The sequence below is a fragment of the Aeromonas sp. genome (genome assembly GCF_050252055.1).
In the GTDB taxonomy this organism is placed as follows: Bacteria; Pseudomonadota; Gammaproteobacteria; order Enterobacterales; family Aeromonadaceae; genus Aeromonas; species Aeromonas caviae.
On record NZ_JBFWLQ010000008.1, the window covers coordinates 199,015 to 213,992 of the forward strand.

At 50.5% G+C, this 14,978-nt stretch carries 10 protein-coding genes; 2 read left to right on the forward strand and 8 right to left on the reverse strand.

Annotated features, from left to right (window positions below; genetic code table 11):
• Positions 1–4 precede the first annotated feature (4 nt).
• From AB7E19_RS15725 to mads1, 5 genes are all read right to left on the reverse strand, one after another.
• On the reverse strand, positions 5–2,137 hold the full coding sequence (locus AB7E19_RS15725; protein ID WP_427935877.1) for a KAP family P-loop NTPase fold protein: 2,133 nt from the start codon (positions 2,135–2,137) through the stop codon (positions 5–7).
• On the reverse strand, positions 2,134–5,910 hold the full coding sequence (locus AB7E19_RS15730) for an Eco57I restriction-modification methylase domain-containing protein (protein ID WP_427935879.1): 3,777 nt from the start codon (positions 5,908–5,910) through the stop codon (positions 2,134–2,136). Before AB7E19_RS15730 ends, AB7E19_RS15725 begins: the two co-directional genes overlap by 4 nt.
• A complete protein-coding gene (gene drmD, locus AB7E19_RS15735) occupies positions 5,907–9,059 on the reverse strand; it encodes a DISARM system SNF2-like helicase DrmD (protein WP_427935881.1) in 3,153 nt (1,050 codons plus the stop codon). Before drmD ends, AB7E19_RS15730 begins: the two co-directional genes overlap by 4 nt.
• Before the next feature lie 409 nt (positions 9,060–9,468).
• Positions 9,469–10,509, reverse strand: a complete 1,041-nt coding sequence (locus AB7E19_RS15740; RefSeq protein WP_102948457.1) for a DNA cytosine methyltransferase — start codon at positions 10,507–10,509, stop codon at positions 9,469–9,471.
• A 66-nt stretch (positions 10,510–10,575) separates the two neighbouring features.
• On the reverse strand, positions 10,576–10,773 hold the full coding sequence (mads1, locus tag AB7E19_RS15745) for a methylation-associated defense system helix-turn-helix domain-containing protein MAD1 (protein ID WP_025202133.1): 198 nt from the start codon (positions 10,771–10,773) through the stop codon (positions 10,576–10,578).
• A 256-nt stretch (positions 10,774–11,029) separates the two neighbouring features.
• Between mads1 and AB7E19_RS15750 the strand changes: the two genes are divergently transcribed.
• Positions 11,030–11,098, forward strand: a complete 69-nt coding sequence (locus AB7E19_RS15750; protein WP_235655978.1) for a DUF4113 domain-containing protein — start codon at positions 11,030–11,032, stop codon at positions 11,096–11,098.
• A 32-nt stretch (positions 11,099–11,130) separates the two neighbouring features.
• Here AB7E19_RS15750 and AB7E19_RS15755 read toward each other — a convergent pair whose 3' ends face one another.
• The 3 genes from AB7E19_RS15755 to AB7E19_RS15765 all read right to left on the reverse strand — a co-directional run bounded on the left by AB7E19_RS15755 (position 11,131) and on the right by AB7E19_RS15765 (position 13,368).
• Positions 11,131–11,718 (reverse strand): Fic family protein, encoded by a 588-nt coding sequence (locus tag AB7E19_RS15755; RefSeq protein ID WP_427935895.1) that lies wholly within the window; start codon positions 11,716–11,718, stop codon positions 11,131–11,133.
• 88 nt (positions 11,719–11,806) lie between these two features.
• Positions 11,807–12,490 (reverse strand): inovirus Gp2 family protein, encoded by a 684-nt coding sequence (locus AB7E19_RS15760; protein WP_427935884.1) that lies wholly within the window; start codon positions 12,488–12,490, stop codon positions 11,807–11,809.
• A gap of 650 nt (positions 12,491–13,140) precedes the next feature.
• Positions 13,141–13,368: a helix-turn-helix transcriptional regulator gene (locus AB7E19_RS15765; RefSeq protein WP_323583451.1), complete on the reverse strand. Its 228-nt coding sequence runs from the start codon at positions 13,366–13,368 to the stop codon at positions 13,141–13,143.
• Positions 13,369–13,724: 356 nt separating this feature from the next.
• On the opposite strand from AB7E19_RS15765, the gene AB7E19_RS15770 reads away from it, so the two are divergent.
• Positions 13,725–14,768: a hypothetical protein gene (locus tag AB7E19_RS15770; RefSeq protein WP_427935886.1), complete on the forward strand. Its 1,044-nt coding sequence runs from the start codon at positions 13,725–13,727 to the stop codon at positions 14,766–14,768.
• Positions 14,769–14,978: the final 210 nt, after the last annotated feature.

Sequence of the window (14,978 nt, forward strand, 5' to 3'; positions counted from 1 at the left end):
CCCATCAATCCTCAAACGCGTCATCAGGATTCTTGCCAGCCTTGAGCATTTCAAACTCTTTCAAAAACTGCTCTACAGATTCACGAGCTGTGTCAGGAACGGAGCCTACCTGTAGTAAGTCCATCAAACGCTGCGCGCAGGCTGATGTATTAACGTATCGTTCCAACCAAGCTGGATTTAAGCGCGGATGAGAGTGAACGGCCCAATCCCCCACCGTCTGCGAACGTGTATACGAGCAGAATTTCTGCAGGAATGCCAGCAAGCCATCATCTGTTGATGTTGCCGCCTCACACCATGTCTTGACCTCTGCAGGGTCGCCCCATAGGCACCATGCAGCCAGAAGGCGAGAAAGTTTTGAATGTGCCAGCAGTTCGCTCTCACTAAGTTTTGTTTTCACACCGTCGAGCCAGAAGGCTTTCAAACCATCAAGAGTGGCGGTGTCAACCAGGGCCTCTTCGCCACCCTCTGCCTCCTTTTTGACCTCATCAGAAAGCCTTGAAATCAAATAGCCCTGAACGTCAATCCCGCGACCTCCTTCAATCCCTGTGTTGAGCAAGGATTGCCGTTGCGTCCGGTTAACTCTCTTGAGAAGGTGATACACCACGCGAGTAACGCGTGATTCGTTGCCAAAGTCGAACGAGCCGCGTTTGTCACTTTCCAAAACGAGCGAGTCGCCAATATCAAGAAGCACGCCGATGAACACCGGGATGTGCTCACTGGGGATGTCTTCTTCAACATGATCCATAAGCCGTTCAAGTAATGCCCGTGCCTTTGACAAGCCATCGGGACGCTTCACGCTCGTGGCTTGAACCAGCGCATCGCCCAATGCGGCTGGCGTTTCCGCCAAGCTCAAAAGTGCCAATATCTCGCTGCGGCGGACGGCGCCAGGAGGAACGGTCATTCGAAAGTAAGTGGGAAACACGTCGGGGTGGCATGCACGAAGGCCTCTCCGCCATTGCGCCAACCAGTCCACCCCATAACCCATTTGCCCAATCTTCGGAAAGATGCGCTCAAGCAGAGATCTCGTGCTTGGCCGCAGTTGTTCTGGCAGTGTTTGCACCCATTGCTCATGGAAAACAGCTATCGCTCTTTGATCACCGTCGTACCGGTTGTCACGACTGTGACCTGAAAACTTTTCCTGGTTCGTGCGAATGACGTTATACAGGCCGGGCAGGAAGACGCGAAGCGCTTCTAGTGCGATGAAGTCCACCGGGTTCACTTCTCCGCGTACCGCCGGATAGGTTACGGCCAATGTATTCGTGAAACGAACGATATCACGTGGCACCTTGAACAGCGGGTCGATGCCGTCATGAAATGCATTCGTCCAATAGGATTGATCGAACAAGCCATCAGGCGTGTTACCAAGAATTTCATCGAGACGCTTAAACAGCGTTGCTCGCAACGCCACGCGATCGACGGAGGGTAACTCGAACGGCACCTGAATTATCTTTTCCAGATAGCGCTCGCCCGGCATACCGCTCTGCTGTTCGATGGCCTGTGCAGCGACCTCACGGTCGAAGGCAAGCAAATAGACAATATTGGGGAAGTCAGCTAGCGCCTTGATAACAGTGAATAGCTGACGGGTCTCCTCCGGCGTCAACCGGTCGATGTCGTCGATAATCACCAAGATGCGTTTGCCGGCCTTTCGCAGGATGCCTGTGATCGAATCCTTGAGTGCCGGCACATCCTTGGGTTTGCGCTTCGCCTGACCCAGCAGCTTGCCGATGAGCCCACCGGCACCGCCTGAAACGCCGGTCAGGTCGATTAGGCCACCCACGCCCTCGGCGAAGTCGGCCAACAGGTCACCGAGTTGCTCGAACTTCTCGCTCTTCGCGGGCAGAACGGCCTGCAACTGGCCGAGGAAAGCGCGAGCGAGATTTTCCTGGCCGGAGAACCACCATGGATTGAAGGTCACAATGGCGGGCTGCTCGGCTTCTGGGCGCTGTTCCAAGAAGTGTCGCACATAGTTCAGTACTGTGGACTTTCCTGCACCCCATGGGCCATAGAGCGCCAGCACCAAGCCATCATTGCCGGGATAACGACAAATGCTATTGGCAAGACTTTCGGCAAATGGGGCATGCCCGAACAGATCTTCTTGCGGGTTTAGACTTGGACGATCGGCGGAGAGTGCAGTCATTGGCCCTCCTCGCTATCAGTGTCCCTGAGGGTGGATTGAGGAAGTACGACTTCATTTTTGACAAAGCCTTTGGCTACGTCATCTTCAAGTTGAGCCAATAGCTTTGCCTTGTCATTGTTGTTCTTGGTAATGATGAGCTTTTCAACAAGTCCTGCAATGAGTTCTTTTTGGCTTGGGTCGAATGAAGAGGGTATCGGTAGCTGTTCCAGAAAATTCTTTTTTACCTGAGAGAACACCTTCCCAGATTGCATAGTCATGCTCCGATATATCTCCGTCATCTTGGGGTGGTTCAGAACCGCACAGAGGAAGTATGCGGATACCCCGACCTTGGGGATGATGCAAAGAAGGGACTTTTGATGAAAGAAACGGTCGGTATCTACAGTAGCGATGATTTGATCGCCGGTCTGTCTGACTAGAATCTTGGGAGATACAACATAAGCCTTATCGTTGACCTTGAGGCGACTTTTGGAATCAATTGCAATATGCTCTTGTTGAATGGTCCTCCAATTATTGCGAAGCCATATCCCATCAAACTCTAGCGAATATTTTCCGACATTCCTACCTCGCAGGACTTTATAGTCTAAGGGGTTTTCCGCAGTCTGATTGGAATAAAAAACGGCTTTTCCCAATGCAGCCCTAGAATAATCAATCCCACTATCAAAAACGTTGGCCAATTCGACCAGCGGCACGGACGCGCCGATGCTAATGTGTGTCACATCAGCACCATGACTGAGAACGGAGTTTTTTCGTCCTCTTATTTCTTGGGTCGTCTTGGAAATCCAATCTCTATCCCGCCTTGTTTCTTCGGTCTTACAGTACCCTTCAAATGTACCAAGAACTATGGGATGCTCTTCCGAGGCCGTGCGCTTATTGATAATTCCGAAGCAGCAGGACTGTGTGACGCCATTGAACATCCCGTCTCCACAGTCAATGAACATGATTGGCGAGCGACTCAGCAAAAGTGCCCTGTTATCTCTACACCCAATGTGTTCGAGAAGGCTGGACGGAACAAGAAACGAGTACATCTTCGCGGTTTTGGCAGTGATCTGGTCCATTCTCTCAATGAAGAACTTGAATGAGTTAATCAGCTTGTAAGCGGAGTTTGAATAAGTTTTCTTCAGATATTGAGTATCAGCTTCTGACAGCGAGGCACCCCAAGGAGGATTTCCAAGTGTTGCATCGAATCCCGGTGCAGAAGAATCAAATACTTCTGGAAATTCGAGTGGCCAGTGGAATGGTTTTCTTGCCGGCTTTCCAATTGGAAGGTCGGCAGAAAGGGTGAAGGAAACTGTTCGGCGTATTGATGCGAGTGACTCCTGATCACCACCAATCACCTGGTCGGCTTGGGCACTCAACGAAGCAAGTGCATTTTCAAGTTTCGCGCTATCGCCACCTGCAGCGAATACTTCTCCAATAAACGCATCGGCGATATATTCCGGTACTTCGAGCTTGCGGCGAGCCTCGGCATCCAGAAGCTCCATGGCTTCCACGTCGTGAATGTCGCGGATCTGCATATCGCGCAGTCTCTGGCGCAATTCAATTGCTTCCCGAACTGCTTTTTCGATGTCTTGGCCGAACAGACGTAGCTGTCCCTTGGCCGAAGGTTTCATCGTAAGCTGGGTCAGCTGATCCAGCCGATGGATACCGAGCAGGCTATCACCGCAGCGCAGACTATGATCGAGGAAGCCAAACGGGCGGCCCTTAGCTAGTGTCACCAGCCAAATAGAGAGTTTGGCTAGTTCGACCGCCAGCGGATTCAGGTCGACGCCGTACAGGCAGCGCTCGGCAATCAGGCGACGGGCGATGACGATGCGCGCATCCACATCACGTGGCAGCGGTTCCTGAGTATCCAGTAAGTCCAAGACGTCACCGTCCACGCTCACCGCCTTTCCGTTGGCTTCAGCCAGTGACCAGGCCTCATTGAGGCGATCGGCCAGCCAGCGACAGGCTTGCACCAAGAAGGCGCCAGAGCCCATGGCGGGATCGCAGATCTTGAGGTCGAGCAGTTCGGAAGGGGATTTGAGTCGCCACCCTTCACGGGGCGTGCCTTCTGCCGGACCGATATAGGCCACAGGCGTCAGCGTCTCGGTGACGATGGCTTCGGTCAGCGATTTCGGGGTGTAGTGGGTACCTGTTTCACGCCGGTTCGAGCCGCTGGTAACGATAAACGCGCCGGCGGGGTAGACCAGTGGATAGCCCCAGGGGTCGGTGCGCAGCAGATGAGCGTAGGGTTTTATCCGGTCACGCAGTTGGAAGTTGCCTTGGCAGGTGGTCAAGAGGCGATCGGCCAAGGTGTCATCAATAGGTTTGGACAGGCCGTTGTGCACCCGGCTGACAGAACTGCCGGAGCGCTCTTGCAACAACTCGACCAGCCGTTCGGCACCATCGATCCTCGCAGCATCCAGCTCGGCCAGTTTGACCCAAGGGGACTGGGATTTCTTGGTGGCGTCCAACTCCAGCGTGACTTCATCGGTACGTCTGACGGTGCGCTCCAGCAGGCCCTCATAGACATAACCGATCTGTTCGACGTCCAGTGCGCGATATGAGAGTGTGCGTCCCTGGAATTGCTGAATGGCCTCCAGCAACAGAAGGACGGTGCGATTGTCGATCGGTAGCGGCCTGGCCACATCTACCCGCCAATTGGAACCTTTAGCTCTTCCCTCAAGGAAAGGGAAATGGTCCGGATCGAACAGAGAGCTGCCCAGCGCGGGTAGACGTAGATTCTCGTGCTCGACACCGCAGTAGACCGCACGGAAGATCGCCAACAGGCGTGACCAGGCATCCCAGCGCCGTTCGAGGATCTCTTCGGACTCCTTACGCAGTTGCATGCGCAGAGTGGAAAGCGCGTAGTTGGCCTCATAGCGTTCGTCGCCCAAGAGCAACAGTCCGCGCTCCTCGGCTGAGAGCAGGAACACCAGACGCATCATCACCGTCAACGCGGCCTCATACAGTTCAGGTTCTTTGACATCGTGCAACAGTTCGCGGTTGCGATCCTGGTCAGCCTTGTCGAGTGACTGGATCAATACTTCGACGGCGCGGCGAACCTGTTCACCCAAGGCATCTGTCACTTCGTCCTGATACTTCAGTGAACTGTCGAACAGTGCAGGCAGTTGTTCGGTCTCATCGACGAAGAAGCGGCGGATGCCGAGCAGATGCACGAAGGCCTGCAGTGTGATCGGTTCCTGGCTCCAGAGGCGCGCATACCAGCTGGCGAAGCTGGTGACTGCGCCCACTGGGGCGTCGACTATCATCCAGCGCTCACCATTGGTTATCAAGCCGAGGCGACAACCAAGGGTGCGGCATAACTGAACCATGCGATCGGCTGGGGTAGCGGCCCAGCCATCAAGCTTCTGTGTTGCATCGAGATCGATATCTTGTGCATAGGTGTGGATGAGCATCATCGGCTTGTTGGCACGTTGCTCATCGACCACCGCCTGATCGGGCGAAAGTGCTACACCGTGGTCAGGGAGCACCGCTTTCAGGTTGATGGCGCACCAGTCGGCACGCTTCAGCACGTCGCCCTTGCCGTCCTCGTCGAGTTCAAGGCCGCGTGACAACACTTCGTCGATCCATGCGCTGTGTAGTTCATCAAGCTGAGGATCGTCCTGTTCCAGCGCGTCGCGCCACTCCTCGTAGGCTTGGCATAGGCGCTTGCGCTTGGTGCCATCGAGTTCTTCCAGCCCTTGTGGGAAGGCTTCTTTTAGCACTGGAACGGCGAGGAAGGGGCCAGAGATGTCGATCAGCGAGAGCCAATCATCGTGTAGGCTGGTCATACTTCCCCCTCCTGAACGGCAGATTCGGGTACGATAAAGATCACTGCAACCGGGAAAGTACGGTCGTCGAGTTTGGCATAGCGGCTTTCGATGGCTTGGGCTTCCTGTGAACGTTCAACAGGTATACGAGCAAGACGAGCCTCCAAGGCTGCATTATCTCGCTTGAGTTGGGTTCGCTCATCTTCCGAGAACAATGAGAACTGCATTGGCTGTTGATCTTTCGCCAATTCGGCCTGAATGGTTTTTTCAAGTTCTTCCAGCACAGTACTTATGTCGGTTAATTCTTTCTGTTTGCGGGTTTGGAGGGTGTTGGCCAGATATTTGAGTCGCTCCTTTGACCGAGCATCCACAGATTGTTGAATGGCACTTTGAGCACGGTCAAAACGTACTCGGAAAGTGTCGAACAGGGAATCTGAAGCAGTCACTGGTTTGGCTTGCTCCAGCCATTGCTCAACCCTTTTGACGCCTTCCTCACGGCGGAACCACTTATTACCGAGATAGCCACCCGCCACTGTCAGTTCTTCATGGAGACGGTGGTGATTACCCCCTGTGATGACGAGCCGTGAGATGACGACCACGGCAGGGCCGTCGATCGATGCATCTGGCATCGAACGCACAGTGACGCGGTGCAATTTCTTTACGTCGTCGCGAGCCCATACCTCGGCCCGTAAAAGACGCAGGCACATTTGTACCAGACGGTGGTTCAGATGAACGAGTACGACATCGTCACGTCCCTTCGCCACTGTGTGATTGAATGTGATGGGGCGGATCTGCTGCGTGTGGGGGTGGCGTAACCCCTCTAGACAGCGTGCCCAAGACCCCGATAACGCTGGCATCCTGAATACAGAAGCACTTGGCGCATCCGGTAGCGAAAATGGTTCTAAATGTGGGCGGCCAGCCAGCTTGAGGCCGGTGTTGACAGCCATGAGGATATGCTCAGGCGTGAGATGGAAATCCTGTTGGGTGGACAGGAGTTTGTCATGTAACTTTGCGACTCGTTCATTGAGTGCTCGCTCGGCGCTAACGAAGCGTCTGGTCTTGGCAATCCTGTTTTCGGCAACACGGGTATCAAGGTCTCTGATCGAACCTTCAATCAATCCCGACATCTGTGGCGCGATGACCGGATTGACGCTGCCCATGTCCGCCCGCATCGATTCGAGTTTGCGCAGCGCCCGGAGGATGTCATCACCATGGCCACCGATGCTGACCTTGCCGTTTTCTCCGCTATCTACGGGATGCCAGATCAAGACTTCTTTCTGACGCTGCCCGTGTCGATCGATACGACCATTGCGTTGCTCCATCACGTTGGGGTTGTAGGGGATCTCAAGATGGATTAGGCAGTTACAGTGATTCTGCAAGTCGATGCCTTCGGAGGCGGCATCGGTAGCCAGCAGGATGCGCACAGCAGATTCCTTGGGAGAGGTCTGGAAGGCTGCTTTGATTTTCTCACGTTCATCTTGCGCGATGCCGCCATGTAGGATAGCGAGGCGCTCACCACCATACCCATAGCTTGCCAAGATCTCCTGCATCCACTGATGGGTAGTTCGGTATTCGGTGAACAGGATCACCCGGCGTTCGTTCCACTGACCATTTGTCTTCAGGTTGGCATCAATCCAATCGAGCACGGCCTTGGCTTTGGCGTCTACCTGGTTCTTGGCCGTCTGCGCCCAATGGCGTAGTTCGTCCAACATCTGCTGCTGGTCTGCCGTGAGCGGCTGAGCGCGACGCGAGGCTTCTTCGACTGCCTCGGATTGGGCGTTCTCTACCTCCTGGTCGTTGGCGTAGTCCTCATCAGCTCGGAGAATGGCTTTGCGTAGGATGCGGTCGGCCATTACGTTCTTGTCACTGCGTTGGCTTCCATTAGTCAGACTGACGATGTGTTTTTCGAGCGTGGATGCAAAGGCCGCTGGCGAGGAAAAGAGGCGCTTTTTGAGTAGCTGATTGACGAAAGTCGTCCCGAACGCGTTGCCGATTTTCTCAGCAGACAGCTCCCGACTTTGGCAGTATTCATCCAGTTTCGCGTGGATAGCGCGCTCTCTGGCCGTGTATGCGGCTGGCAAGGTTTTGAGCTTGCGCTGGGCATAGAGTGGTTGACCTTCGGCATCGACCAGATCGCTCTTGAGTCGGCGAATCATCACCTGACTCAGCTGCTTCTGATCTGGAAGGATGTTCCTGGCGAAACGCTGGTCGTCCAGCAGCTCGAGCAGTGAGGTGAAGGATTCGGTATAGCCATTATGCGGTGTCGCGGTCAGGAACAATCGGTGCTGGAAGTGAGGGCTGATCGAACGGATGAAGCGGGTACGCTGGCTTTCCAACGCATAGTTTGCCCCAGCCGCAGGAGCGATATTGTGTGCCTCGTCAATGACTAAGATGTCGAACTTGCGTGGGTAGCTGGCATGCAGAGGCAGGACATCACGCATGGTGCGCAGACCTTCACCACTCTTTACCCAGTCCATTGATGTAATCAAGCGTGGATGCGATGTCCATGGATTGGCATGGATACCGCGATCTCGGCGTAATTGCTTGATGTAGCTGGTGTCGACGATTTGGAATTCGAGGCCGAATTTCTCCAGCATCTCCACACGCCACTTCTCCTGCAGCGACGCGGGGCAGATGATCAGAACCGTACGCGCGCGATGCCTGAGTAACATCTCCTGGATGATCAACCCCGCCTCAATGGTCTTGCCCAGACCAACGTCATCGGCGATGAGCAGGTTGACGCGTGCCATGTCGATGGCGCGCACCAAAGGATCGAGTTGGAAGTCTTCAATGCTGACGCCACTTCGGAAAGGGGCTTGTAAGAAGCCCCGGTCAGCATTGGTTGCGGCCCCCCAACGCACGGCATCAAGGAAGGCGTCGAGAGTATCGGAATCATCTTGGCCGGTGATAGTGGGCAGACCAGCGCGTTCTATGATTTGTGCACCCGGCTCTATCTCCCAGATGACCTCTAGCTCCTCTCCCAACCCATCTTCGTCGATGGAGGAGAGTGTCACTGCATTCTGCGGGGTGGACGTCGATGCCAATTGGGATGACATGACTTCGGCAACGATCCACTGGCGTCGTCTAACTTCGACTAACTGCCCCGGTTCTGGGCAGGAGCGATAAGTCTGATCATACTGCGTACTTGTGGTTCCCATGAGATCTATCATCTTCTTGTTCAATTTTTTGTATGAGTTGAGTGACGATGCTCTGTGCTCCGATCTGCCCAGGGTTATTGTCTGGAAGACAACTTCAGCAGCCTATTCTGGGAACAGCCATTCCCAACATTGCAGCACCGTTCATTCAAGGCTTTCAAGTCGCACATTCGGGGCATCCCTGCCAGAAGCAACCATCAGTGATGGATGGCAATCATTAACCGTGGATAAGCAATCTCTTCGACCCAACGAGGTTTCTTCAGCTCTTTGAAAGCGACTCGGCAGCACTGACCTTTCTGGTTCAACTCCCGGCACCACGCGATCTCAGTACCAGCACATTTTTGCCACACATCCCTCATTTTGAGGGCCACAGCAGGTTATGAGAACTGAATGAGTAGCATCACTCTATTTTGTCAGCAGACCATCAAGGTATCATGGCAGCCAAGTGCTCACTGATACTTCGTGCAATTGCGCGGCCGAGGTCAACTGGCACAGCGTTACCGATAAGGCGCCCAAGCACCTTGAAGCTCACCTCACCATCCTTGGGAATGAATACATAATCACGCGGAAAACTCTGAATGATGGCAGCTTCTCTCAGAGAGATGGCACGATCCTGTTCTGGGTGTCCAAAGCGACCATTTCCAAAGCCATAACACTGAGTAGTCATGGTTGGTGCGGGTTTGTCCCACTCCATACGGCCATAGACACCGGGATAAGTGCGACCACTCTCAGCACGGTGACAATTTGCAACCAAATGCTCGGGCCAGTCACGCCATGTACCTCCGGGCTTAGAGACCTTGATACGTTGCAGATTCTTACTCGATAACATCGACGCGGTGTGCAATTTATCTCTGGAGGAAGACTCGCCAGCGTGCAACTCACGCAAACGTCCAATTGCCTGTCTAACCGTCTTTGGTTTTGTGATTGTCGGTGCAATCATCTTGATTGCACCATGCCTTGAAGCCAGCAGGACCATACGCTTGCGAGTCTGCGGGACACCATATTGGGAACTATCGACAACATCGAACCAAACGTTGTAACCGAGCCGTTTGAGAGTATCGACGAAATCATGGAACACTTCGTGTTTCGCAACAGAGGGAACATTCTCCATCGTGATAACGTCAGGATTGGAACCTTCTGCTAGGCGAGCGAACTCATACAAGAGTCCCCACTTTCCATCTTTACCATCCAGTTCATAGCGCTGGGCATAGGTAGAAAACGGTTGGCAGGGTGCACAACCAGCAAGGATTTTCAGGTCTGCATTCCCGAAAAGAGAGTTCAACTCGCTGGTAGTAACCTGGCTGATATCTCGTTCTATAAATTTGGCGTTGTTATTTGATTCATAAGGGAAACGACAGGCTGGATCCATGTCAATCCCCGCAACTACTGGTAGACCTTCAAGCACAAAGCCATGCGTCAGTCCACCAGCACCACAGAACAAATCAACGCAAGCAATAGTTTTCATATTAAATATCCTCATTTTATTCCGACCGTTGGATGAGGCGATCGAAATCGGACAGTGGCAAGTCAATCATTCACTGCCTCGAACTTCATTTTCTGCTGCGCCACCTGAACGCACCCACTCATCCACCTCTTCCGATTTAAACTTCCAAAACCGACCGATACGATGTGCAGGCATGTTGCGTTTACTGATCCAGGCGTAAACAGTGTCCTTGCTGACACCAAGGTACTCGGCGATTTCTTCGACCGACAACCAGCGATCTGCCATAACAGGGATTTCCATCAACAAGACCAATTAAATTAGATTCCCAATGATCGCATAGATTTCATTCATGATAAATCTGATTAGCTTGGGTTTAGTCTTGTTGGCGGTGTTTTGGTCAGGTTACACCTGTTGCAGCTTCAGCTTTGAGGTAGCTACAGCACTACAGTGTGCTGCTACCGCAGATTTGGCGCGACGGTTACCGCTATCAGAAGGGGGGGGTGTAGGCTTTGCCAGCCAAGGCACGGGGTCGCCTGAGTGGATGTTGCGACAAGCGCATCTGAGCCCCTGTTACACCACCCGCTGGGAGGACCTGCCGGTGGCGAGATAGTCCTGAGTCGGTTAGCTCTGGGGCTAGATGGTTTACGCGTCAGGATCCAATACCTCCCAACGTCCGCTCTTACGCGGCCCAACAAAGCGTAATCGACCGTCCTTGACCAGCACGGCAACAGCTCTCTCCACTGTACTGGTCGATTTGCCAATCCGCTCTGCAACTTGCTTGAGCGTTATGGTCGGCTCAGCCGCCAGTTCCGCCAAGATGGCCTGCGGTGTTTTCACCCGTTTTTCTACCTGCGTTTCAACCTTCATTTCTACCCGCGTTTTCTCCTGATGAGGTGATACTGCTGCTGGTTGAATCGCAATCGCCTGGGCCAGCGCATCGCGCAGCGCTTCCAGTAAAAAGAGAATGAACTCGGTACAATCACTGCGACGATCAGCCTGGCTTAGCTGCTGATAGTAGTGATCTTGCCGTGCTTTAATGACCGTCTCCACTGGTAAGAAGGCCATGACAGGCTGCCAGCGACTCAATATCACCGTCTGCCATAAACGACCCATCCGACCATTTCCATCCGCAAAGGGGTGAATAAACTCCAACTCATAATGCAAGGTATAGGAAGCGATCAGCGGATGAGCCTCTGTCTCATCCAGCCATTCTCCGCCAACAAGGGGAATTAGCTTAACAGATCCGGGAGTAGAAACTCCCGAATTGAATTTGAATGGCCAAGCATCCCCACTAGGACCAGTGAATTAAGTGTGAACATTACCTTATCCGTTCACTATGCCCGAAATTACGTCCACCTTGTACTTTCGAACGCAATTTAAATAAATACCCAATCCTCACCAAGAAGTCATAAAAATTATCATTGTGCAGATCTGCATCTCTGCGATCAAATCGATACTCTGCGTCAGGAGGGAAATGAACCAAAGACGCATAGTCAGTGTATGCAAGCCTCAATGCTCTGCACCAAGCTTTACGGATACGCGTAGCCATGTTACCCGCATCAAAATTTGAGTAATCACCAAGATAACCGTAATCATCTCGGTTAAATAGTAGCACCATGTGATAATGAGGGTACTGGCTTGTTACTTGCTCCTTTACCCAGATATAACCCAAGAAGAATGGTTTACCAGTCTGACCCTTACGGTGACGTAACGCCTGTATCTGGCTTTTTAGTGAAGCAAAAAAGCGCGTAATAACCTCTTCCTCTTCTACCTCCGGTGGAAAGCCTGTCGGCATGTCCGGATCATCCATAACTGGTATATGAGGGAAACGCAGATCAACGCGTACAGCAAATACTCGTGGATGTTTATTCAAAAAGCTGGCGATCACCTCCACGGATGTTTTCAACTGCTCAGAGGATATTTCACCATACTTGGCCTCAACCACAACTCGCAAGTTGTCTAGCTCGTTGCCTATTAAACAATACCCGCCATTTGATTTCATATACGGCCCTGTGATTTACATAGAATACCCATGCCAGTTGGTTAGATGCTCAGGTGACAGTACTCATCGTCATTAATGAGGATTGCTACGTAAAACTTTACAGCCAACTGATACCTTGCTCTCTTATCAAACCACTAGGTTGATATACCGACCTGCATTTAGCACTCTGTGCTTTGCATATGCTGCGCTTTGCATATGCTGCGCTATGCCGATGTATACGGCTAATGGCTTGTATCTGACATACAAGCCTGATGCATATCTGATTGGTATACACTTCGTGTGTATATCACATGCTCTCGTTGGTATACTCTGTGATACACTCTGACGGTGTATCACTCTCTCCCTCGATATATCTCCTACACCCTCTACCTTGGTATACACCTTGTGTGTATATATTACTATTACCGAACCTAGCGACCTCCTAAATCACCGGGGAACACGAGATTATTTTAAATAAAATCCCAGCAGCACCGGATGTTAAGGCAAGAAAGTCACTCTGAACTTAGCCTCAACGTACAAGCAACCACTCCATGCAATTAAATTAACAAGCAAATAAAGTTGACGACCATTACCCCCCCCTAAATAGATAAAAAAGAAACCGCCAAGCTAAAAAAGGCTCCCCAAAGGGGAGCCTAGTAAATTTTTGGTTGTTAGCCTTCTCGCTCCATTATCAACTTGCGAATCCAGCCCTCTATTTCTGATTTTTCCCATGCTACCGTCTTTGGCGATGTTTTGAGTTGTGAAGGGAACTTTCCAGCCTTGATTAGCCGGTAGATTGTAGGGCGAGATAGCTTAGTCATTGCTATCAATTCATTTATTTTAATGAGACCCATTTTACTCTCCTTAGGTTTTTCATACCTAAGGTGTTCTGCGTTCATTTTTACATATCCCAGACTCCATCATCACAACAGTATCCATTCCCCCACCATTTATACTCGCTGCTCCACAGCCAATAACCAATCATCAACGAGTCACCGATGCTACTACAGGCATTCACATACCAGCTCTCTCTAAAAACCAGTGATGAGCAAGCTCACGAGAGCCACGAGCCCCCCTCCCCCATAAAAAGCTAATGAAAATCAATGAAAAAGCACAAGGCATGGGGGCGGCAGTCCAAACTTAAATACTATAAATCGACTACAAAAACTCAATAAAAACCCTATAAGGACACTTGACTAGCACTAGAAAAACTCTAGTATCAAATTTAAGTTATTTTCAAATGGGATTATTTCATATGACGCCAGCCAATTATGAATTACCAAAAACAAGTGATTCAAAATACCCGTGGAAAGATAAATTCAATAGACTTAAAGCCACAGAGGAAATGATAAGATTTGCAGGATATATTCTGCATCAACTACAAGTTGACACCATCAATATTGATTCCGACTCAATTTTATTAACTTTTAATGACTATTTAAAAACCAACCCCGATTATGTTATCGCAAACTATATTCGAAAAATAGATAACTCCATCCAGCTAGAGAATATCGATACCATCGCAGAATTTCTATTCAAACAGTTTAGTAGAAACTGTCTAGAAATAGAACACTTTTGCTGGATACAGGAAGCGAACCAAAGAGTGTGTAATTTTGCATTTGCCATAACTAATAATTGGGGTTATTTTTTTGACAAAGATAGTGACCTTTACAAGAAGCCTATCCAAAACTTTAGTCAGCCAGGGCCAAATTATTTTAGAAACAATTCATTTGAAGACGCAATATCATTCAGCCACATGCGTTTTACCAATACGCCCCCCAGAGCCAAAACTCCTCGTCAAAAAAAAGAAAGGATAATAGAGTATTTTGATCACTTAGATGATGAAATAGCTATAAAGGCCAAGCACCTTCAGCTTATTGAATTGTTTTGGAATAAAATAGTTAAAAGCCAAAAACCTAAAAGCTGGTCAAACTTTGAAAAATTAAAAAATGAAGATTTGTTATGGATAAAAAACCAGATAGATCAAGATGAGCTTTTTTTAAAAATAATTGACGGTAATAGTAACAAAGATGTTTTCGAGACCATTACAACCTACTTTGACTTACTATTTGTATTTAAAGAAAGTGACTGCATAGTCAAAGTTGATAGAATCAAAAAATCCCTAACCCAAAAAAATTACAGAAAAAGCAATCCAGACAGTAAGCAATATAATTTCATCATGAGTGTAGACATTGAAGGGAAATTAAAAGAAATTACAAAGTCGAAGGGGCTAAAAAGAAATGAAGTCATAGAAAAACTAATCAACGATGCGTACTACAACATCAATCCTGATGGGTAGTTTCATCAATATTTAAGCTAGCTATAAAAATCACATGTTACATGGGGGCACTTACGCCCCCACAAATAAATATATTTGACCGATTGTATGGAGATGGTATTCACCTGACAGTTGCCCACAAAAGGGAGTGGTCATACGGCTTCAAACCGGATAACAAAACGGTACCCCTACCGTGTTATCCGGAGTCACCGTATGACCACCAACGAGAAA

Bases quoted from the DNA above. Each gene is read 5' to 3' on its own strand.
- AB7E19_RS15770 (WP_427935886.1), top strand. From the start codon at position 13,725: ATGACGCCAGCCAATTATGAATTACCAAAAACAAGTGATTCAAAATAC.
- AB7E19_RS15725 (WP_427935877.1), bottom strand. From the start codon at position 2,137: ATGACTGCACTCTCCGCCGATCGTCCAAGTCTAAACCCGCAAGAAGAT.
- mads1 (WP_025202133.1), bottom strand. From the start codon at position 10,773: ATGGCAGATCGCTGGTTGTCGGTCGAAGAAATCGCCGAGTACCTTGGT.
- AB7E19_RS15760 (WP_427935884.1), bottom strand. From the start codon at position 12,490: ATGAAATCAAATGGCGGGTATTGTTTAATAGGCAACGAGCTAGACAAC.
- AB7E19_RS15740 (WP_102948457.1), bottom strand. From the start codon at position 10,509: ATGAAAACTATTGCTTGCGTTGATTTGTTCTGTGGTGCTGGTGGACTG.
- AB7E19_RS15730 (WP_427935879.1), bottom strand. From the start codon at position 5,910: ATGACCAGCCTACACGATGATTGGCTCTCGCTGATCGACATCTCTGGC.
- AB7E19_RS15765 (WP_323583451.1), bottom strand. From the start codon at position 13,368: ATGAACGCAGAACACCTTAGGTATGAAAAACCTAAGGAGAGTAAAATG.
- drmD (WP_427935881.1), bottom strand. From the start codon at position 9,059: ATGATAGATCTCATGGGAACCACAAGTACGCAGTATGATCAGACTTAT.